Origin of the sequence: Streptomyces sp. NPDC021020, assembly GCF_044333285.1 — a bacterium.
In the GTDB taxonomy this organism is placed as follows: Bacteria; Actinomycetota; Actinomycetes; order Streptomycetales; family Streptomycetaceae; genus Actinacidiphila.
On sequence record NZ_JBIRQQ010000010.1, the window covers coordinates 324,228 to 344,304 of the forward strand.

General features: G+C 73.6%; 15 protein-coding genes and 1 pseudogene. 7 read left to right on the forward strand and 9 right to left on the reverse strand.

All coding sequences use genetic code 11. The features are described from left to right. Nucleotides 1–7: 7 nt before the first annotated feature. From ACH4SL_RS29355 to ACH4SL_RS29385, 7 genes are all read right to left on the reverse strand, one after another. On the reverse strand, nucleotides 8–1,192 hold the full coding sequence (locus ACH4SL_RS29355; RefSeq protein ID WP_398450945.1) for a cytochrome P450: 1,185 nt from the start codon (nucleotides 1,190–1,192) through the stop codon (nucleotides 8–10). Between the two features lie 208 nt (nucleotides 1,193–1,400). After that, nucleotides 1,401–2,495 (reverse strand): cation diffusion facilitator family transporter, encoded by a 1,095-nt coding sequence (locus ACH4SL_RS29360; protein WP_398450948.1) that lies wholly within the window; start codon nucleotides 2,493–2,495, stop codon nucleotides 1,401–1,403. A gap of 134 nt (nucleotides 2,496–2,629) precedes the next feature. Beyond that, entirely contained in the window at nucleotides 2,630–3,685 is a 1,056-nt protein-coding gene (locus ACH4SL_RS29365) for a hypothetical protein (protein WP_398450950.1), read from the reverse strand. 95 nt (nucleotides 3,686–3,780) lie between these two features. Then, a complete protein-coding gene (locus tag ACH4SL_RS29370; protein WP_398450953.1) occupies nucleotides 3,781–4,398 on the reverse strand; it encodes a HEAT repeat domain-containing protein in 618 nt (205 codons plus the stop codon). 70 nt (nucleotides 4,399–4,468) lie between these two features. Further along, nucleotides 4,469–5,296: an ABC transporter gene (locus ACH4SL_RS29375; protein ID WP_398450955.1), complete on the reverse strand. Its 828-nt coding sequence runs from the start codon at nucleotides 5,294–5,296 to the stop codon at nucleotides 4,469–4,471. 3 nt (nucleotides 5,297–5,299) lie between these two features. Further along, on the reverse strand, nucleotides 5,300–6,028 hold the full coding sequence (locus tag ACH4SL_RS29380; protein WP_398450957.1) for an ATP-binding cassette domain-containing protein: 729 nt from the start codon (nucleotides 6,026–6,028) through the stop codon (nucleotides 5,300–5,302). A 147-nt stretch (nucleotides 6,029–6,175) separates the two neighbouring features. Next, nucleotides 6,176–7,789 (reverse strand): sensor histidine kinase, encoded by a 1,614-nt coding sequence (locus ACH4SL_RS29385; protein ID WP_398450959.1) that lies wholly within the window; start codon nucleotides 7,787–7,789, stop codon nucleotides 6,176–6,178. A gap of 62 nt (nucleotides 7,790–7,851) precedes the next feature. Here ACH4SL_RS29385 and ACH4SL_RS29390 point away from each other — a divergent pair. Continuing rightward, nucleotides 7,852–8,516, forward strand: a pseudogene (locus ACH4SL_RS29390) (response regulator). Nucleotides 8,517–8,556: 40 nt separating this feature from the next. Here the strand turns inward: ACH4SL_RS29390 and ACH4SL_RS29395 are convergent. Both ACH4SL_RS29395 and ACH4SL_RS29400 read right to left on the reverse strand, forming a co-directional pair. Further along, entirely contained in the window at nucleotides 8,557–10,305 is a 1,749-nt protein-coding gene (locus ACH4SL_RS29395) for an ABC transporter ATP-binding protein (protein ID WP_398450962.1), read from the reverse strand. Next, nucleotides 10,302–11,945, reverse strand: coding sequence for an ABC transporter transmembrane domain-containing protein (locus ACH4SL_RS29400; protein ID WP_398450964.1), 1,644 nt, complete (start codon nucleotides 11,943–11,945; stop codon nucleotides 10,302–10,304). Before ACH4SL_RS29400 ends, ACH4SL_RS29395 begins: the two co-directional genes overlap by 4 nt. A gap of 706 nt (nucleotides 11,946–12,651) precedes the next feature. On the opposite strand from ACH4SL_RS29400, the gene ACH4SL_RS29405 reads away from it, so the two are divergent. The 6 genes from ACH4SL_RS29405 to ACH4SL_RS29430 all read left to right on the forward strand — a co-directional run bounded on the left by ACH4SL_RS29405 (nucleotide 12,652) and on the right by ACH4SL_RS29430 (nucleotide 20,077). After that, a complete protein-coding gene (locus ACH4SL_RS29405) occupies nucleotides 12,652–15,477 on the forward strand; it encodes a glycoside hydrolase family 3 C-terminal domain-containing protein (RefSeq protein ID WP_398450966.1) in 2,826 nt (941 codons plus the stop codon). A gap of 46 nt (nucleotides 15,478–15,523) precedes the next feature. Further along, nucleotides 15,524–16,684 carry a hypothetical protein gene (locus tag ACH4SL_RS29410; protein ID WP_398450968.1) on the forward strand — a complete coding sequence of 387 codons (1,161 nt, stop codon included), beginning with the start codon at nucleotides 15,524–15,526 and terminating at the stop codon, nucleotides 16,682–16,684. 91 nt (nucleotides 16,685–16,775) lie between these two features. Beyond that, nucleotides 16,776–16,997: a hypothetical protein gene (locus ACH4SL_RS29415; protein ID WP_398450970.1), complete on the forward strand. Its 222-nt coding sequence runs from the start codon at nucleotides 16,776–16,778 to the stop codon at nucleotides 16,995–16,997. Between the two features lie 208 nt (nucleotides 16,998–17,205). Continuing rightward, nucleotides 17,206–17,541: an SAV_915 family protein gene (locus ACH4SL_RS29420; protein WP_398450972.1), complete on the forward strand. Its 336-nt coding sequence runs from the start codon at nucleotides 17,206–17,208 to the stop codon at nucleotides 17,539–17,541. Nucleotides 17,542–17,551: 10 nt separating this feature from the next. Further along, nucleotides 17,552–18,880 (forward strand): diaminopimelate decarboxylase, encoded by a 1,329-nt coding sequence (gene lysA, locus ACH4SL_RS29425; RefSeq protein ID WP_398450974.1) that lies wholly within the window; start codon nucleotides 17,552–17,554, stop codon nucleotides 18,878–18,880. An 831-nt stretch (nucleotides 18,881–19,711) separates the two neighbouring features. Further along, nucleotides 19,712–20,077 (forward strand): VOC family protein, encoded by a 366-nt coding sequence (locus tag ACH4SL_RS29430; protein WP_398451011.1) that lies wholly within the window; start codon nucleotides 19,712–19,714, stop codon nucleotides 20,075–20,077.

A 20,077-nucleotide genomic window follows, 5' to 3' on the forward strand; every position in this document is an offset into this window, starting at 1 on the left:
CCGGCGCTCAGCCGCGGGCCCGGCGGCGCACCGGCGGTGACGGGGTGAAGCGCACCGGCAGGGAGCGGATCCCGTTCAGGAAGGTCGAGCCGAGCCGGTCCACCGGTCCCGCCGGCTCGATGTCCGGCATCCGCCGGGCCAGCTCCTCGAACAGCACCCGGGTCTGCAGGCGGGCGAGCCCGTCGCCGAGGCAGTGGTGCGGTCCGAGGCCGAAGCCGAGGTGGGGGTTGGGATCGCGCTCCAGGTCCAGGCGGTCCGGGTCGGCGAAGACGGACTCGTCGCGGTTGGCGGCCGCGTAGCAGAGCGCGACCCGGTCGCCCTTGGCGATCGCCTGCCCGCCGATCTCGGTGTCGGCGGTGGCGGTCCGCTGGAAGGTCATGACCGGCGACACGAAGCGCACCAGCTCGTCGACGGCGGTGCCGGGCAGCTCCGGCTCCGCCGTCAGCCGCCGCCAGGCGTCCGGGTCCTCGAAGAGCGCCAGCAGCGCGCCGGACATCAGCTGCTGCGCCGTCATGTGGCCCGCGGTCGCGAGCAGCAGGAAGAACAGCTCGAACTGCCGGCCGGTCAGCTCCGCCAGGCCGCCTTCCGGGCTCTGCTGCCGCAGCTCCCGGGCGACGTCGAACAGGCCCATGGTCGCCCGCATCACGGCGTCCGGGTCCAGCCGCTCCAGCGGGTCGCTGAGCGTGCGGGCCAGCCGGTGCACCCGGCGCCGGTCGGCGGCGTCGGGAAAGCCCAGCATCTCGGCGAGCGGCAGCAGCGAGAACTCCGCGGCCACGTCCTCGACGAAGTCGCAGCCGCCGCGCTCGCAGACCCGGTCCAGGACGAGCGTGCACAGGGTGCGCAGCCGTACGGTGAGCCGCTCGGTGGCCTCCGCGGTGAAGCCCGCGCCGACCGCGCCGCGCAGCACGGCGTGCTCCGGCGGGTCCAGGTGCAGCAGCGAGGTGTGCAGCGCGTCCGCCGGACCGGTCGGCTCCTCCTCCAGCAGCGCCCCGTTGGCGGCCGAGGAGAAGCCCTCCCAGTCGGCGGCCACCGCCGCGACGTCCGCGTGCCGGGTCAGCATCCAGAACGGCGGCATCCCGCTGCGCCGGTGCAGGAAGACCGGCGCCTCCCGCCGCAGCCGCGCCAGCACCGCGTACGGCGGCCCCATGCGGTGCAGTTGCGGATCGAGCAGATTCACCCCGGCCAGCTCCACGAGCCCGGCCCCCCTCCGACGGCGACGGCCCCCCACCGTAGCCTCCCCCGGCCGTCGGCGGAGTCCCGGCCGGGCACTCCGGGCTGCGGGCAGCCGCGACGACCCGCCGGATACGCCGGCGGGCCGTCGCGGGGAGGGGGCACGACTGTCGGTCTCGCCCGCTCCTCCCGTGCCCTCGCGATGTGCTGCTCGTCGTGCGGCCCGGAGTTCAGGCGGCTGTGTGGTGGGCGAGGGGGGCGTGGGGGTCGGCGCCGTGGACGAGGTGGTCGATGTGCACGGTGGCGGCGGTCAGGCGGGGGACGGCGTGGATGAGGGCGTGTTCGGCGGCCACGGCCATCGCATGGGCCTGGACGACGCTGTTGTGCGGGTCGATGACGATGTCCGCTTCGGCGCGCAGCGCGTGGCCGATCCAGCGCATGCGGACCTGGCCGATGTCGAGCACGCCGTCGACCTCGCGCAGCGTCTTCTCCGCTGTGTCGACCAGGGCGGGGTCGACGGAGTCCATCAGGCGCCGGCAGACCTCACGGGCGGCGTCCTTGAGGACGAGCAGGATCGCCGCGGTGATCAGGAGGCCGACGACGGGGTCGGCCCAGCGCCATCCGACGGCGGCGCCGCCGGCACCGAGGAGGACGGCCAGCGAGGTGAAGCCGTCGGCGCGGGCGTGCAGGCCGTCGGCGACGAGGGCGGCGGACCCGATGCGGCGGCCGGTGCGCACGCGGTAGCGGGCCACCCACTCGTTGCCGACGAACCCGATGACCGCGGCGACAGCGACGGCCCGCAGATGAGTGACGTCGCGAGGGTCGGCCAGCCGGTCGACCGCCTCGTAGGCGGCCAGTGCGGAGGATGCGGCGATCGTCAGCACAATGGCGATGCCCGCCAGGTCTTCCGCGCGTCCGTAGCCGTAGGTGTAGCGGCGGTTGGCTGCCCGGCGGCCGAGGACGAACGCGATGCCGAGCGGGACCGCGGTCAGCGCGTCGGCGGCGTTGTGGACGGTATCGCCCAGCAGCGCCACCGAGCCGGACAGCGCGACGACGACGGCCTGGACGACGGTGGTCGTGCCCAGGATCACCAGGGACAGCCACAGGGTGCGCATGCCGTCGCGGGACGTCTCCATCACGGAGTCGACCTTGTCCCCGGCGTCGTGGCTGTGCGAAGTGAGCACGTGTCCGGCCTGGTGACGCAGCCGGGCCCAGCGCGAGCCGACGTGCCCATGTCCCGGGGAACGGCCGTGGGCGTGCAGGTGAGCGGGCTCGTCCGCGTCGTGGGTGTGCAGGAGATCGTGGGTGTGCTCGCTGCCGTCCATTCCGCCACCGTGACAGGTCGAGAGGATTGCAGCCACTCCCCTCATACGCACTCCGAGCTGCTGCGATACCGCCGCAATAGCGAAGTCGGGGCGGGTGGCCCGCGGTCGGTGCCCGCCGCTCCGGCGCGCCGCCCTCAGCGCTTGCGGAACGCTTCCCAGGGGTCGGGGAGGGGGGCGCTCGGGTCCTCGCCCTCGGTGGGCAGTCCGACGTAGGCGCGTAGGGCGGGGCGGGTACCGGGGAGGCCGTACCGGGTGAATCGCTCGTGGAGATCGGAGCCGAACGGCACGGGCTGGAAGTCCGCTGCGGTCAGCGACTCGGCCAGGACCCTCAGCACCTCCCGTCGTCCAGGGGAGAGTTCGGCGAGCACCGGTACGGTGTCCGCGGGCTCGAACAGGGCTTCCAGTAGGTTTCCGGCGCGGACCGCCGGCGGGCGGGGCACGATTCCGGTCTCCTCGACATGAGGCAGGGCGCGGGTGATCTGCAGAAGGACCCGGTCCGGATCCTCGGTAGCGTCCCTCAGGTGCAGCAAACTGCGGACGGTGTAGCTGTGCAGGTCGCCCGCGTGGTGGGCGGTGGCGGCGGCCCAGCGCGGCAAGGGGTGCTCGTGGTCGAGGTAGGCCCGGAGCCGGCCGTCCGGGTCGTGGTCGGCGAGCAGCCCGAGCAGTGCGGGGAGCTGGGCGCGGACCGCGTCGTAGGAGCGAAGTGCGCCTTCACGGCTGTCGACGGGGTGCCCCGCCGCGCAGTACGCCCGTCCCTCGCGCAGGTGCTTCAGCCGCTCCTCGTCGGTTTCGCCGGCGATCTGCTCGTCGTACCAGCGCAGGTTCTCTTCGGGGCTGACGACCGCGGCGCGCCACGCTGCGGTGTCGATGCCGAGCGGCAGGTCGTACTCGTCGTGCCAGTCGACGGCCAGACGGGCCAGCAGGAGCAGGGCGCCGGCCCGGGCGCCGGGCGGACCGGCGACGGCGATCCGGGAGAGGAACGGCACGGCGTACGGAGAGGCCGAATACCGCGTGCCCTGGTGGAAGATGTTGCCGAACAGACTGCGGAAGGCGCTCTCCCGTGCGTCCTCGTCCGGCCCGCACACCGCCCGGAGCTGGCCGGGCACATCCTCGGCGCCGCCGTAGGCGTGCCCCAGGGTTGCCCAGTCGATGTCGTCCAGCCCCGCCAGGAGATCGTCGGATCGCGTCATGATCCGTATGCTCGCAGGCAGCACTGACACCGATCCCGCGGACGGGTCGTCTCCCTCAGCCCGGTGGACCACCGGATCTCCCCCGGAGCCGGTCCCTACAGGGGCGAGTACGTCCGGTACCTGCCCTGCAGCGACGACGTGGCCGCCTCGGCCACGTCGGACCGGGGACCGGCCGCACATTCCCGGAGGAACTCCGTGACCCGGGGGCCCGTCCAGCCCGCGGCGGCGGCAGCGGCCCAGAACCGTAGGCAGTCGTGAGGGTCCAGGGGGCCGAGGAAGTCGAGGACGTAGTGGATCGTGGCCGCGTCCAGCGGAAGTCGCTGCGTGGCGACGGCGCGCAGTGCACCGTCGGCGAGCATCGGGACTCCGGTCTCCAAGCACCATCGCAGGGAGCGGGCGGTGTCCTCCGGCGTGCTCAGCCGGAGGACGGCGTCGCCGAGCGCGACGTACACCGTGGTCGCTTCGAAGGGCCGCTGGGCGAGTTCCCGGAGCAGGTCGAGGGCGGGCCGGTGACCGCACGCTCCCAGAGCCATGACCATCCGGTACTGGGTCTCCCACGTGCGGGTGTCGTGGACCTCCCGCCGGAGGGCCGCCAGCAGGGGCGGGCCCGCGGCGGGATCGGCGAGCCGGTACAGGCGCGTTGCGGCGGAACGCCGCTTGGGCGAAAGCCGGTGGCCGAGTTGGGCCACCGCTTCGTCCAGGCTCAGTGGCATCTCGAATCCCCTCGGGCCGGCTCCGTGCCGGTGAAGGATATGCCTTCGCGTACGGCCGCCCTCCGTCCGCTCAGGCGTCCCGCCTGCGCAGGACGATGTATCCGGCCGCCTGGGCCGCCGCCACCCACACGAGGGTGACGAGGAGCGCCGCCGGCCTTCCGTACGGGTGGGTGTCGCCGTCCATCAGGTGCTGGCCCGCGGTGGACGGGAGGTAGTCGAGGATCTTCCGGGTGAGGTCGTTGTCGGACACGGCCAGGGCGCCCGGCAGGCCCGCGAGGACCATGAAGACGGTCGTGAGGGTGCCCACCGCGCTGCGCACCGCGGCGCCCACGCCGATGGCGAAGACGCCCACGGGGGCGACGTAGACGCCGGCGGCCAGGACGGTCGGGACGGCCTTGCCCATGTCGGTGTCCGCGTACTCGAACAGCAGCGGCGTGGTGGTGACGGTGCCGACCACCGCCAGGGCGATCCCGACGACGAACATGACCGGCGCGGCGATCGCGGACTTCGCGAAGAGCATCCGGCCGCGCATCGGCACGCACTGGAGCGTCGTGCGGATGCTGCCCGTGGAGTACTCGGTCGTCATCGCCAGCATGGCGAGTGCCACGACGGCGAACTGCACCAGGTTCATCGCCGGCACGGACGAGTGGGCGATCGGGATCTCCTCGTCGACGCCGTCGGTGCGGTAGTTGTTCGCCGTGCTGCCGCCGAGGGCGGGCGCGAAGAGGGCCATCAGGACGACGGAGCCCGCCAGACACCACCAGGTGGCCCGCACGGACCACAGCTTGGTCCACTCCGCCGCCACCGCGCCGGCGGTGCCGCCGCGGCCGTAGGAGGAAACGACAGCGGGGGCGGACGTGCGGCCGGTGCCGGCCGGATTCGTGGGCGCGTTCGGCATGGCTCAGGCCTCCGCATTCTGCTGGGCGTCGGGCTGGGCCGGGCCCGCGCCCGGGGGCTTCGGCGACCTGTACTCGATGCTGCCCGCGGTCATCTCCATGTAGGCCTCCTCCAACGAGGCCTCCACCACCCGCAGTTCGTGCAGTCTGACGCCGAGGTCGAAGGCGAGGTCGCCGATGGCCTCCACCGTCGCGCCGGAGACCATGATCTCGTGCTCGGAATTCCACCGGACGTCGACGCCGGGCGTCGCCAGACGGGCCGCCAGGTGGTCGAGTCCGCGGCGGTCGGGCGTGCGCACCCTGACGGCGGTCAGCGAACTGCGCGCGATGACCTGCTCGACGGTGTCGTCGGCCAGTAGGCGCCTCCTGCCGATGACGACCAGGTGGTCGGCGGTCAGCTGCATCTCGCTGACGCGCTTGCGCGGGATGCCGTTCGTCCGGGCCATGGCCAGCAAGTGGCTCCGGGCGCTGCGGCCCGGGTGGAGCGCCTTGGCGTCAAGGAGCGCCCCGACCTCGCGCAGCGGGTACTTCAGCGCCGAGTAGGGCTTGCCGTGGATCAGTGCCTCACCGGTGGTCGGACGGTCCAACCCCATGATCATCCGCATGGTGGTCGACTTGCCGGCGCCGTTGGGGCCCAGGAAGCCGGTCACCCGGCCGGCCGGGATCTCCAGGTTCAGGTTGTCCACGGCCACGGCCGGCCCGTACCGCTTCGTCACCGCGCGCAACGTGATCATCGTCGGCGCGTCCTCAGGTCTGGTGTCATGAGGGAGACGCTAGGGAGCCTGCCCCTGCCGGGTCCTCGGCCGTTCGACAGAGCGGCGCTACGACTTTCGGCAGAGTCGGCCGCGGTCGGTCGCCCCGCTCGGCGGCCCGCGGGCCGATCAGTGGGCGTCCCTGCGCAGCAGCGCCTTCGACACGAGCTTTCCGTCGGTGAAACAGAGCCGGTACACCTGGGAGCGCAGGGAGAAGTACCCGCCGCTCTCGGCACGGTAGAACGTGCAGGAGGCCCGCGCGGGCTTGGGAAGCCGCTCGATGTCGGCGCTCACCCGCAGCTGCCGGGACGGCAGTTGGTCCCGCACCTCCTCCCAGGTCTGGCCGTTGTGCAGGCCGCGGTAGACCTCGGCGTCCAGCGTCGTGCCGTCGAGGTTCCGGGAGGAGTAGTCCACGACGAGCGCCGCCACGGCCGCTGTCGCCAGGGCCGGAACCGCCACCGCCGCCGCCAGGCTGCGGCGGACGCGCCGCTCGGCCCGCTGGCGGGCGCCGAGCGACGCGGGGGCCGCCACCCGTTCGGTCGGGGGCGCCGGTTCGGTGCCGTGCGGGGGGCCGGGGTGCGGCAGCCGCGCGGTCACCTCGAACCCGCCGTCCTTGCGCCCACGGGTGATCAGTGAGCCCCCGAGGAGCGTGACGCGCTCGGCGAGGCCGGCCAAGCCCATGCCGGTGCCGCTGCTGTCCCCGGGCGGACGGTCGGGGGCCTCGTTGGTGACCGTGACGCCCGTCCGGTCCGCCCATCTCTCCACACGCACCCGGACCTCGGCACCCGGCGCGTGCTTGGCGGCGTTGGTGAGGGCCTCCTGCACCACGCGCTGCACCGTCTCCTCCACCACGGGCGGTGAGGCGGCATCGAGGCCGACGGGCCGCAGCTCGACCAGCATCCCGGCCTTGCGGGCCCGGTCCACCGTGCTCAGGACGTCCTCACACGGCCTGCCGGCGCCGCCGCGATCGCCGTCCACGCGCAGCACCCCGATGATGTCGCCGAGCCGCTCCACGGCGCGGGCCGAGTTCAGCCGCAGGTCGCCCGCCGCGGCCCGTGCCGACGCGTCGAGTTGCGGATTGACCTCCAGGGCGCCGGCCTGCAGGGCGATGAGCGTGAGGTCGTGGCCGAGCTGGTCGTGCATGTCCTGGGCGATACGGGCCCGTTCGCGGACACGGGCGCGGTCCGTCACGAGGTCCTGCTCGCGCTCCAGGTTCTGGGCGTGCTGCCAGCCAGCGAGTTCCAGTGCACGCCGCTGGTAGCGGTGGCGCCCGGCCAGTCCGGCGGTGACCGCGCCCACGAGGAAGGGTGCGTTGTCGCGCACGGTCCCGAACTGCCCCGCCGTGACGCCGGTGCCCACGACGGCCAGGGCCACCAGGCCCACCGCGAGTGCCGTCCGCGCCGACCGCCCCCGCACATTGCGGCGGCCGATCAGATAGCTCATCGCGAACATGGCCGGTGAGAACCACACGTTGATCAAGGCGAGTACCGTACTGACGCACCAGGACAGCGGCAGACAGCGGTTGCGGAACGCGATGGCCGGCAGGAGCAGGGCCACCCCGGCGAGCCTCCATCGGAGGGACGCCGAGGTCAGCTCGGCGGGGGAAGCGAACAGCGGGGGGAAGGTGAGGGCGGCCCACAGGGCCGCTGCGCCGACGGGTCTGCGCCGCGCCAGGGATCCCAGCGCGGTGCGCAGCCGGTCGGCCCGCCGCTCGGGCGCCGAGGCGTGCGGGGAGTCCGTCACCGCGCGTCCCGGTGGGAACGCGGCGCGGAGGATGCCGTGCCGAGGGAAAGAGGGAGAGTCCTGTGATTCGCGTGCTGCTGGCGGACGACGAGGGGATGATACGGGCGGGCGCCCGTGCCATCCTGTCGGCGGACCCGGAGATCGAGGTGGTGGCGGAGGCCGCCGACGGCCGGCAGGCCGTGGAATTCGTGCGCCGTCACCGGCCGGACGTGGCGCTCCTCGACGTCCAGATGCCGCAACTGGACGGGCTGGACGCGGCGTCGGAGATCCTGCGGTCCGACACGCCCACCGCGGTGATCATCCTCACGACGTTCGGCAACGACGACTACATCTCCCGGGCGCTGAGCGACGGCGCGAGCGTTTCCTGCTGAAGTCCGGCGACCCGCGCGAACTGATCGCGGCGGTACACGCGGTTGCCGAGGGCGCGGCCTATCTCTCGCCCGAAGCCGCACGCCGGGTCATCAACGGCCTGCCGTCGAGCCGTACGGCGGGCCAGCGGGCCGCGTACGAGCGGATCGGCACGCTCAGCGGACGCGAGCGGGAGGTGCTCGGCCTCCTCGGCGCGGGTCTGTCGAACGCCCAGATCGCCCGCCGTCTGCACCTTGTGGAGGGGACGGTCAAAACGCATGTCAGCTCCATCTTCACGAGACTGGCGGTGGGCAACCGGGTCCAGGCAGCCATCATCGCCCATGAGGCGGGACTGATCGAACGGGCCGGGGGCCGGTAGGAGCCGCCCCCTCGGCGCCGGGCGGCGAGGACGGCGGAGGTCAGGTCGTCGCGTGGTGGTCGGACCACGCCTGCCAGAGCCGGGAGTAGTGGCCCTGGCGTGCGAGGAGTTCCTCGTGGGTCCCCTGCTCGGCGATCGCCCCGTCCTTCATGACCAGGACGCGGTCCGCCAGTCGGGCCTGGGTCAGCCGGTGCGCCACGACGAGGGCGGTACGGCCCCGTATAGCAGCGGTCGCGGCCGCTTCCAGGACCCGCGCACCCGCGGAGCCGGCCTCGGCCGTCGCCTCGTCCAGCACCACGAACCACGGGTCGCCCAGCACCACCCGGGCCAGCGCGAGATGCTGGACCTGGTCCGGCGTCAGCCGGCTCCCCTCCTCGCCGATGACGGTGCCGAGCCCGTCGGGAAGGGCGTCGACCCACCGGTCCGCCCCGGTGGCGTCGAGGGCGCGCCGTACGTCCTGGTCGGCGGCGTCCGGGCGGACCAGCGTCAGGAAGTCCCGTACCGTGCCGGCGAAGGCGTGGGCGTCCTGGGTGATGAGGAAGACGTTGGCGCGCACGCCGGTCCGGCCGGGGTCGTACGGCGTCCCGCCGTAGGTCACCACGCCGCGGGAGGGTCGCAGCACGCCGGCGGCGATCGCGCCCAGTGTCGTCTTGCCCGCCCCGGTGGCACCGACCAGGGCGACCCGCTCGCCCGGGGCGATACGCAGCGACACCTCGCGCAGCACCGGCGTACCCGGGGTGTACTCGTGGGTGATCCCGGACAGGACGATCTCGCCCCGTCCGGCTTCGAGGTGCCCCTCCGGCGCCGGGGGTTTCGGCATCAGCGCGATGCCGACCAGCCGGGACAGGGCCGCTCCGACCGCCTGGAAGCGGTCGAAGGTGAAGAGGATCCCGGCGATCGGGGTGAACAGCCGCAGGAAGTACAGGGCGGCCGTCGTGACGGCGCCGACCGTGGTGAGGTCGTCGCGTACCAGGACGAAGCCCAGGCCGAGGATCAGGGCCAGGCCCAGCAGTTCGGTGAGGTTGTTGCGCATGAGGAAGCGCAGCGACATGCGGAAGACGCCGACGGTCAGGGCCGCGACGCGTTGCGAGGTGTCCTCGATCCGGCGGAGCAGCCGGGGGCCGATCGCGAAGGCACGGGCCGTGGGCGCCGCGCCGATGCCGGTCAGGAGCGCTTCGGCACGCTCCCCCTGGGCGATGCGCTCCTCGCGGTAGAGCGGCTCCGAGCGGGGCAGGTACCAGCGCAGCCCCCTCGCGAACAGCGGTGTGACCGCCACGACGGCGAGGCCGAGCCGCCAGTCGAGTGCCAGCGCGCCCGCCGCGGTGAGGGCGACCGTGACGGCCGAGCCCACGACCACCGGCACGACGTCGCTCAGCCCCTGGGAGACGGTGCGCACATCGTCCGAGAGCCGGGAGAGCAGGTCACCGGTGGTGGCGCGCTCGATCCGGTCCGCGGGCAGGTGCAGCGCGCGGTCGAGGACCTCTTCCCGCAGTTCGGCGAGCGCGGGCTCACCGGCACTGGCCAGTGCGGTCACCGACAGGCCGCCGAAGACCGCGGCCGCGGCGGTGGCGGCACAGATGAGGAGCGCTTGGGAGAAGATGGTGTTGCGGCCCGAGCCGACGTCGTCGACGATCTTTCCGATGGCCCAGGCCGGCACCAGGCCGGCCACGCTTGCCAGGAGGGTCGTGCCCGCCGCGGCGGCGGTGGCCCGGGGATTGCTCGCGGCCATGCGGCCCAGAAACCCGAAGGTCTGCCGGTAGCCGCTGACCGGCAGCAGTTCCTGGCTCACCGCAGCACCAGCTCCTGGTAGTCGGGGTGTTCCAGCAGTTCCCGGTGGGTGCCCTCGACGGCCACCTGTCCGTCCGCCACCACGACGACGCGGTCCGCGGTGGCCAGCAGCGCCGGGCTCGTGGTGACGATCCAGGTCGTACGCGCACGGGCGGGGCCGTGCCGCAGGGCTTTGAGGCCGCGGGCGATCCGCTGCTCGGTGACCGCGTCGACCGCTGTCGTCGGGTTGTCGAGCACGAGGAACGGCCGGTCGGCCGCCAGCGCCCGGGCCAGGGCGATGCGCTGCCGCTGCCCGCCGGAGAATGTCGCCCCGTCGGCCGTGACCGACTGGTCCAGCGCCCGCTCGTCGAGATCGACGATGTCCCGGGCCGCCGCCGCGTCGAGGACCTGCGCCAGACGGCCCTCGTCCAGCCGGGACGCGGGGTCGAGGTTGCCGCGCAGGGTGCCTTCCAGCAGGTGGGTGTGATGGGGATTGACCAGGAGGAAACCGCTGCGGGCGCGGATGCTCAGCCCGTCGATCGGGATACCCCCGACCAGGGCCTCGCCGCCGACGGCGTCCGGCGGGATCTCGCCGCTCAGCAACCGCACCAGGGTCCCGGCAGCGGCAGGATCGGGCATCACCAGGCACAGCAGCTCGCCGGTCCGGGACGCGAGGGAGAAGCCTCGCAGCGCACCGGTGGTCACGTCGTCCAGCGACACCTGCGCGTCCTCGCCGACCGCCGCGTCCGCGTCGCCGTCGGCGAGCAGCGGGGGCGTCCCCAGGAACGTCACGATACGAGCGGCCGAGGCGTACGCCGACCCCCCTTGCGCGCCGATGCGGCCGAGCGCGCGGATGGGCACCGCGAGGAACTGCGTGAGGCCGACGACGGCGACGAGATCCCCCACCGAGATGGCACCGTCGAGCGCGCGGCTGCCCGCGAGCAGGGTGACCGCGGCCAGGAAGAGGCCGCTGAGCCCGGTGGACACGCCCTCCAGGATCCCGTGCGACCTGCCCAGCCGCATACCGGCGCGCTTGGCCTCCTGGCTGTGCGCGCGGTAGCGCGCGGCGGCCACGTCCTCGGCGCCGATGCCCTTGAGCACGCGCAGTCCGCGGACCAGGTCCGCCGCCATGGCGCTGGTACGGGCGACCTCGGCGAGCTGGGCGCCGCTGCGACGGGAGATCATGGGCGTACTGAGCTGGATGAGTGCCAGTACGACGGGCATGCCCAGCAGCACGACCAGACCGAGTTCGACGTCGATGCGCAGCAGGATGACCGCGCTGCCCACCACGGCGACGGCCGACGCCAGCGTGTAGCCGACGGGCTGGGTCAGACTGCCGGCGCCCTCGGCGTCCGCGGTGGCCAGGGACAGCGTGGTGCCGGGCAGGCTGCCGCTGCGGGCGCCGGGCGCGCGCAGCACGTGGTGGGCGATCTCGACGCGGAGCCGGTGGCGTTCACGCTGGTCGGTGCGGAACGCCTCGGCCGCGCCGTAGAGGTAGCTGACCATCAGGGAGGCGAAGACGAGGAGCAGCAGCGCGCTCCACGCCAGCAGGGCCCGGACGCTGCCGACCGCGACGGCGTGGTCGATGATCATGCCGACGACGACGGAGACCATCGCCTCGGAGAACTGCCAGACCGAGAGCAGACCGACAGCGGCCGCCACGCTCCGGCCGTTGCGGCGCAGTGTCCGCCACAGCAGCGCCGACGCCGACGCGGGAGGCTTTCCCGCGTCGAAATGCGCTCCCTCGTGGAACAGCCTACGGGGAGCCTGCGGCGGGCGGCTGCTCAGCGGTCCGTCCCTGCCCGCCGGGCGTGCCACTTCACCGCCGATGCGTACCGGTGACCGGCAGAACACGTCATTCGCATTGTTCGGGACCCTAACACGGAGCTGATCCGCAGTCACCAGGCCGCGGACCGGTCCGTAACCGCTTGCGAACCGACGCCATTTCGGGTGAAAAGCTCGCCTGCGGGACTGCGGACACCCGATCGGAAAACACCGGCCCCGCGTTGTCGCGGGTTCCGTGCAGCTCACCTACCGGAATCCTGGCTTCATTCCTTGAACGATGGCTCCGGATGCCGGGTCGAGGGTCAAGGGCTGGTCCTGATCGTGGTCCAGACCTTGACCCGGACCTGTCAGGCGAGTTCAATCACACCCGCACCGCTGGGCACACGGCCGGTGGTGGGGTTCCCGGGTGGGTCCGGGTGATGCCCGCCGCCACGGGCTTGTCTCCATGTCCCGAAGCGTCCCCGAGGGCCGCCGCCCTCGTACGCGCGACAGCACGCACCCGTCCCCGACCGGACACCGCCGGAACGCGCCCCGCCCGAAGTCCCCCCACCGGAACACCCCTCGGCAGATGCTTGGAGGCATCGTGCACACGTTCCGCAAGAAACCGGCGCGACGGCGGACGCCGTATCTCGCCGCCCTGGTCCTGGCCGCCGGCAGCGCAGGAGCGGCCGGCGCCTTCACCGCCCCCGCGGCCCAGGCCTCGGCGCCGGGCACCGGCGTCGCCCCCGCGGCGGCGAGCGCCTGCCCCTGGGTGCACTCCACCGCTCCGATCCCGGACCGGGTCTCCCAGCTCCTCGCCCAGATGACCACCGCCCAGAAGGTGAGCCTGGCCACCGGCAGCGGCGGTTCCAGCTACGTGGGCTTCACCCCGGCGATCCCGTCGCTGTGCATCCCGGCGATGAACCTGGAGGACGGACCGGCGGGCGTCGCCGACGGGATGACGAACGTCACCCAGCTCCCGGCCCCGGTCGCCGTCGCCGCCACCTGGGACACCGCCGCCGAGCAGTCGTACGGGCATGTCATCGGCGCCGAGCAGGCCGCCAAGGGCACCACCGTGGACCTCGGCCCGACCATCAACATCGACCGGGACCCGCGCTGGGGCCGGGCGTTCGAGTCGATCGGCGAGGACCCCTACCTCAACGGGCAGATGGGCGCGGCCAACATCCGGGGCGTGCAGTCGACCGGGGTGATGGCGCAGGTCAAGCACCTGGCCGTCTACAACCAGGAGATCAACCGCAACACCCCCTCGGACAACGCGGTGATCAGCGACAAGGCCATGCAGGAGATCTACCTGCCCGCCTTCCAGGACGCGGTGGGGCAGGGCGCGGCCTCGTCCGTGATGTGCTCCTACAGCACGGTCAACGGCACGTACGCCTGCCAGAACCCGTACCTCCTCACCACCGTGCTGCGCCAGCAGTACGGCTTCCAGGGCTTCGTCACCTCCGACTGGGGCGCCACCCACTCCACCGCCCCCTCGGCCAACTCCGGCATGGACCAGGACATGCCGGGCAACGACGGCTACTACGGCAGCGCGCTGACGAACGCGGTGGGCGGCGGTTCGGTCAGCCAGGCCACGCTCAACACCATGACCGGCCGCATCCTCACCGAGATGTTCGCCTTCGGGATGTTCGACAAGGCGCCCTCCGGCTCGCCGGGCGCGGTCGCCACCAGCACGGCGAACAAGAACACGGCCACGCAGCTGTCCGCCGAGGGCACCGTGCTGCTGAAGAACAGCGGCAACGTGCTGCCGTTCGGCTCGGGCACCTCCTCGATCGCGGTGATCGGCGCCGACGCCTCCAGCAACCCGCAGACCGCGGGCGGCGGCAGCGCGGCGGTCGGCTCCAGCGGCACCGTCACCCCCTTGCAGGGCATCACCGCGCGGGCCGGCAGCGGTGTCGCCGTGAAGTACGACAGCGGGTCGAACACCGCGTCCGCCGCGTCGCTCGCGCAGTCCTCGTCCGCCGCGGTCGTGTTCGTCAGCGACTTCGAGTCCGAGGGCAGCGACCTGGGCGGGATCGACCTGCCGTCCTCGGCGAACAGCCTCGTCTCGGCGGTCGCGGCGGCCAACCCGAACACGGTCGTGGTGCTCAACACCGGTTCCGCGGTGACCATGCCGTGGCTGAACTCCGTCAAGGGTGTCCTGGAGGCGTGGTATCCGGGCCAGAACGACGGCACGGCCATCGCCTCGCTGCTGTTCGGCGACACCGATCCGTCCGGCCACCTCCCGGTGACCTTCCCGGCCTCGCTGTCCCAGGTCCCCGCGCACACCTCCGCGCAGTGGCCGGGCACCAACGGCCAGGTGCAGTACTCCGAGGGCGTGAACGTCGGCTACCGCTACTACGACGCCAACAACCTCACCCCGCTCTTCCCGTTCGGCTACGGCCTGTCGTACACCTCCTTCGCCTTCAGCGACCTGCACGTGGGCACGCTGGCCGCCGGGGGTACGGCCACGGTGACCGCCACGGTCACCAACACCGGCTCGCGGGCGGGCTCCGACGTCGCGCAGCTCTACGTCAGCAAGCCGTCGGGGGCCGGCGACCCGCCGCGTGAGCTGCGGGGCTTCACCCGGGTCACGCTCCAGCCCGGCGCGAGCCAGACGGTCACCTTCCAGGTCGGCCAGAGCGACCTGCAGGCGTACGACGCCACGTCCGGGTCCTGGAAGACGGCGGCCGGCGGCTACGGCATCGCCGTCGGCGACTCCTCGCGCAGCCTGCCGCTGACCGGCACGCTCAACGTCACCGCGGCCCAGCTCGGCACCCCGCTGACGCTGACCGCCCCGGGCGCGCAGGAGGGCCTGACGGGCGCCGCGGTCTCCGTACAGGTCACCGCGCACGACAGCACGGCGGGCCAGACCCCGGTGTTCAGCGCGACCGGACTTCCCGCGGGGGTGTCGATCTCGTCCTCGGGCGCCCTCACCGGCACTCCGACCACCGCGGGCACCAGCACCGTGACGGTCACCGCGCGGGACGCGGCCGGCGCCACCGCCTCGGCGTCTTTCCTGTGGACGGTGGTCCGGGCGGACGCGGCGCTGTCCGGCCAGCTCGTCGGCTACCAGGGGCTGTGCCTCGACGTGGCGGGCGCGAACTCCGCCGACGGCACGAAGGTGGACGTCTACACCTGCAACGGCACCACCGCCCAGCAGTGGACGGTGGGAACGGACGGGACGGTGCGGGCGCTCGGCAAGTGCCTGGACGTGACGGCCGCCGGGACCGCCAACGGCACCAAGGTGCAGCTCTACACCTGCAACGGCACCGGCGCGCAAGGCTGGCAGCCGCAGGCCGACGGCACCCTGCGCAACACCGGGTCGGGCAGGTGCCTGGACGACACCGACCGCTCCACGACCCCGGGCACCCAGGTCCAGATCTGGGACTGCGCGGGCAGCGCCAACCAGGTCTGGCGCCAGTCCTGACACCGCGTCGGGGCACCCGGGCCGCCCCGGGTGCCCCGACGCGGTATTGCGGGCCCGCGGGCTGCTGCTCGGGTCCGGCCGGCCGAGCCGGGCCGAACTGGTGGGCGCGTACCGGGTTCTGGCCGAGGCGAGTCCGAAGGCGTACGGGCCGAGGCTGGTCGACGCCCTGCTCGAACTGCGCTACGACAGCCGGGATCCGGACGTGGACCTCGCGCTGGCCGCGGAGGCCGCCCGGGTCGCGCGCGGGGCGGACGCCGGGGATCCGAACCGGGGGCGGAGGCTGCACAAGGCCCTCAACGCCTACCAGGCCTCCCTGTTCGCCCTCGGGCGCAGAACCGAGGGTCGCGCGATCTGCAGGGAGCTGGCCGAGGCCGGCTGGAGCAAGCCCCTGGCGAACGCCCTGGCCGAGGAGGGGCGCTTCACGGAGGCCGCGGAGGTCGACGCGGAGGCCGCCCGCGACGGGACCCCGAAACACTCCTTCTGGGAGGCGGTGCGGCGGGCGGCGAACCTGGAGGGCGCCGGGCTGTACGACGCCGCGTCGGCCGTCTTCGGCGAACACCTCGGGGAGAGCCGCCGCAAGGCAGCCGAACAGCCCGTCACGCTGGCGATATTCACCTGGGGGCTGGTGCACTTCTCCCGGTTGCGGGAGACCGCCGGGGACGGGGCGGGCGCCGCGGCCGCCCGGCGCGAGGCCCTGGGGGTCCTGGCGGAACTCGCGGCCACGGGCGAGCGGAGGAACCCGAGTTGCATCCTCGCGTGGTGGAGGATCCTCTTCGTCCTTTCGGGGCGGGCGGCCGAACCCGCCGCGAGTCCTGGATCGCCGATGCCGCCGTACGGCACGGAGTTCGGGTGGTCGCGCGAGGCGCGGGACGGATTCCTCGGCATGCTGCCGGATCTCGAGGAGGAGGCGGAGCGGCTGCGCGAGGCCGGCCGGCTGCCCGAGCTGGCCGACGTGCGGCGCAGGATCGGCATCCGCGCGGCCGTCCGCGAAGGCACCCACCCCCACCGGTTCGAGGAGCGGTTCACGCCGTACTTCGACGAGGGCGTGGCCCTTGCCCGCCGCCTGCCCGGCAGCCCCGCACGGCTGGCCCGCGCCCTCACCGACCGCTCCATGTTCCTCGTCGCGGCGCGGTCCTACACACCCGCGCACGCCGACTTCGCCGAAGCGGTGGCCCTGGACGCGCCCGCGGCCGGCGGGCCCTGGTGATCACATCCTTCAGGTGACGGCGGCATATTCCGGTAACAGGCGGGAAATTCACGTGATGCACGGATACATCCCCCTCGAAGGAGCACCACCGATGCGACGCGTCGTCACCACCGCACTGCTCACCGCCCTCCTGGCCGCGGCCCTTCCGGCGGTCCTGGCGCCGGTCCCCGCCTCCGCTTCCCCCTCGGCCGCTCCGGTCGCCGGGATCTGGATGGAGGACTGCCTCGTCGGCGGCGGTCACCCCGTCGCGAAGGGCGCTGCGCTGACCTGCCACGGCGGGGAGTTCGACGGGCAGCCGATCGACGCCGGGTGACCTGCTCCGCCGCCCGCGGCAGTCGGGGCGGCGCACGCGTCCGGCACGAGGAGCGCCGGGCCCCGGCCGTCAGGGGCGCGTCAAGGCCGGGCTCCCGGCGTCAAGCGCGCGTCAGGAGGGGCGGGGGCGCCCGCCGGGCCGGGGATAGCGTCGTGGAGTGCCGCGGGTCCTGAACGCCTGCGGCGACCGACGGCACGAGGAGTCCGCCATGCAGGCACCCACCACCCCGGAGGAATCCGAGCCCCTCGAACGGGGCCCGGCCGGACACGCGCTGTTCGTCCCCGTCCGGCCGGGACCCCTGGGCTGCACCACCCGCTTCTTCCGCAACGCCCTCGGCGGGCGCATCGCGGTGGCCTTCACCAGCCGGCAGTCGCTGCTCCGGGCGCTCGGCCCGGACCAGCACTGGGAACGCCTGTCCGCACCGGCCCTGCGCGCGCTGGCCGCCCCGCTCGGCATCACCGAGCTGCGCGTCGATCCGCGCCTGTCGGCACCGGCGCCCGGCCCCGCCCTTCCGCAGGGCCCGCGCCACCTGCTCGTGGGCTAGGGGGCAGCCCGTGTCCCTTCCCCTGACCACGGGCGCCGTGCCCGATGCCCTCTCCGTGTGGCCGGCGTCGGCCGGACACGCCCCCGGGGGTGATCTGAGCGTCGCGAGCGTCCCGCTGGCCGAGGCCGCGGACCGCTTCGGCACCCCGCTGTACGTGCTGGACGAGGACGACTTCCGCGGCCGCTGCCGTACGTACACGGCCGCCTTCCCCGAGGCCGACGTCGTCTACGCCGCCAAGGCGTTCCTGTGCCGGGCGGTCGCCACATGGGTGCGCGCCGAAGGGCTCGGCCTGGACGTCTGCTCGGCCGGCGAGCTGGAACTGGCCGTCGCCACCGGTTTCCCCCCGGACCGCATCGTGATGCACGGCAACGCGAAGACCCCGGAGGACCTGCGCACCGCCGTCCGGCTCGGCGTCGGGCGGATCGTCATCGACAACAGCGCCGAGATCGCCCGGCTGGCCACCCTCGTCGCCCGCCACGACCGGCAGCAGGTCCTGCTGCGCGTGGTGCCGGGCGTGGTCGCGGGCGCGCACAGGTCCGTCCGTACCGGCACCGACGACCAGAAGTTCGGCGTGTCCGTCGCCGACGGCTCCGCCCAGCACGCGGTCGAGCGGATCCTCGGGCAGCCCCGCCTGGAACTGGTCGGCCTGCACTGCCACATCGGCTCCCAGGTGACGGAGATCAGACCGTACCTGGTCGCGCTGCGGCGGCTGGTCGGGCTGCTGGCACGCATCCGCGACCAGCACGGCGTCGTCCTGCCGCAGCTCGACCTCGGCGGCGGCCACGCCGTGGCCTACCGGCCCGGCGACCGGGCCCTGGACATCACCGCGCTGGCCGCCCGCGTCCGGGCCGAACTCGCCGACGGCTGCCGCCGCAGCGGCCTGCCCCTCCCCCGGCTGACCGTCGAGCCGGGCCGGGCCATCGCCGGGCCCGCCGCGGTCGCCGTCTACCGCGTCCTGGCCGTCAAGCACACCGGCGGACGCGTCCTGGTGGCCGTGGACGGCGGCATGAGCGACAACCCGCGGCCCGCGCTGTACGGGGTCCGGTACGCGCCCGCCCTCGTCGGCCGGGCCTCGGCCGCCGCACCCACGCGCGTCACGGTGGTGGGCAGGTACTGCGAGGCCGGTGACGTGCTCGCCGAGGACGTCACCCTGCCCGGGGACGTACGCCCCGGCGACCTGCTGGCGGTGCCGGTCGCGGGCGCGTACCAGCTGTCCATGGCCTCCAGCTACACCATGGTCGGCCGCCCCCCGGTGATCGCGGTCGCCAACGGCCGGGCCCGGCTGCTGATACGCCGGGAGTCCGCCGCCGACCTGCGCCTGCGGGACGTCGGCGTCTGAACCGCGCCCCCCGAGGGACGCGGGGGGCGTACGGGTCGGGACGGCTGCGAGCGCCGGCGGCCATGGGCGTACGCGTCCGTCAACACGGCGCCAACCACGGATGATTGCGCAGAGCATTCGAGTAGATGCGGTGAGTGATGGGTACGCAGTGGATGTGCGCGGCTGCACACCGTAGGCGGGTCGGTGCGGGTGCGCGGCACACCGGTCTCACCGCAGGAGGTCTTCTTCCACACGAAGCTGATGTCGTGGCCCGCGAACGCGGTGGACATCTGGCGGCACCTGACGACGTACGCGGTCCTGGAGGAGGCCGGGTTCTGCGTGACCGTCCCGGCCCTGCACAGCATGGTCGACAACGACAAGCTGCTCGCCGGGCTCCAGGACTTCGGCCCCGGCGTCCGGCCGCTGCCGACGCTGCGCCTGTCCACCCGCGCCCACTACCCGGGCCGGTACGACCTGGAGGCGCTGGGCATCGCCTGTCCGGCCGTGGTCAAGCCCGCCGACTGGGGCGGCGGCAACGCCGTCTTCGTGGCGGACAGCCCCCGCCGGCTCCACGAGGTGCTGGCCCTGGCGAGCGCCTCCGAGACGACGATGGTGGTGCAGCCCCGGCTCGGCCCCGACACCCTCGACCACCGCGTCTACTGCTTCGACGGCGAGCCCGCCCAGGGCTCGGTGCGCCGCCTGGCGGCCGGCGGCAGCGCGGGCAACGTCACCCAGGGCGGCAGCGCCGTCCTCGCCGAGCCGCCCGCCGCCCTGCGCGGAGCCGCTCCACCGATGAGTTCGCCGCCCCCGGACGGTCTGTCCCGGCAGACGACCGTTCCTGACAGGAGTGCCATGTCCACGATCCAGCCAGTGATCATCACCGCCCGGCTCGACGTCCTGATCGGCTTCTACACGGAGCTGTTCGGCGCCGAGGAGGTCTTCCGGGAGCCGGCGAAGGGTCCGGCCTTCTACGTCGGCCTGCGCGTCGGCGACTCCGACCTCGGGCTGGTGGCGAGGCCGGACGCTCCTGCCGGGCCCGCGCGCGTCGTGCTCAGCGTCGCCGTCGACGACGTCGAGAAGACGCTCGGCCGCGTGGAAGCGCTGGGCGGCTCGGTCGGCGGGGGCCCCAGCGACATGCCGTGGGGGCAGCGCGTCGCCCACGTCACGGACCCCGACGGCAACGCGGTGAACCTCACCCAGCCGAGCCCCGCCCGGTGA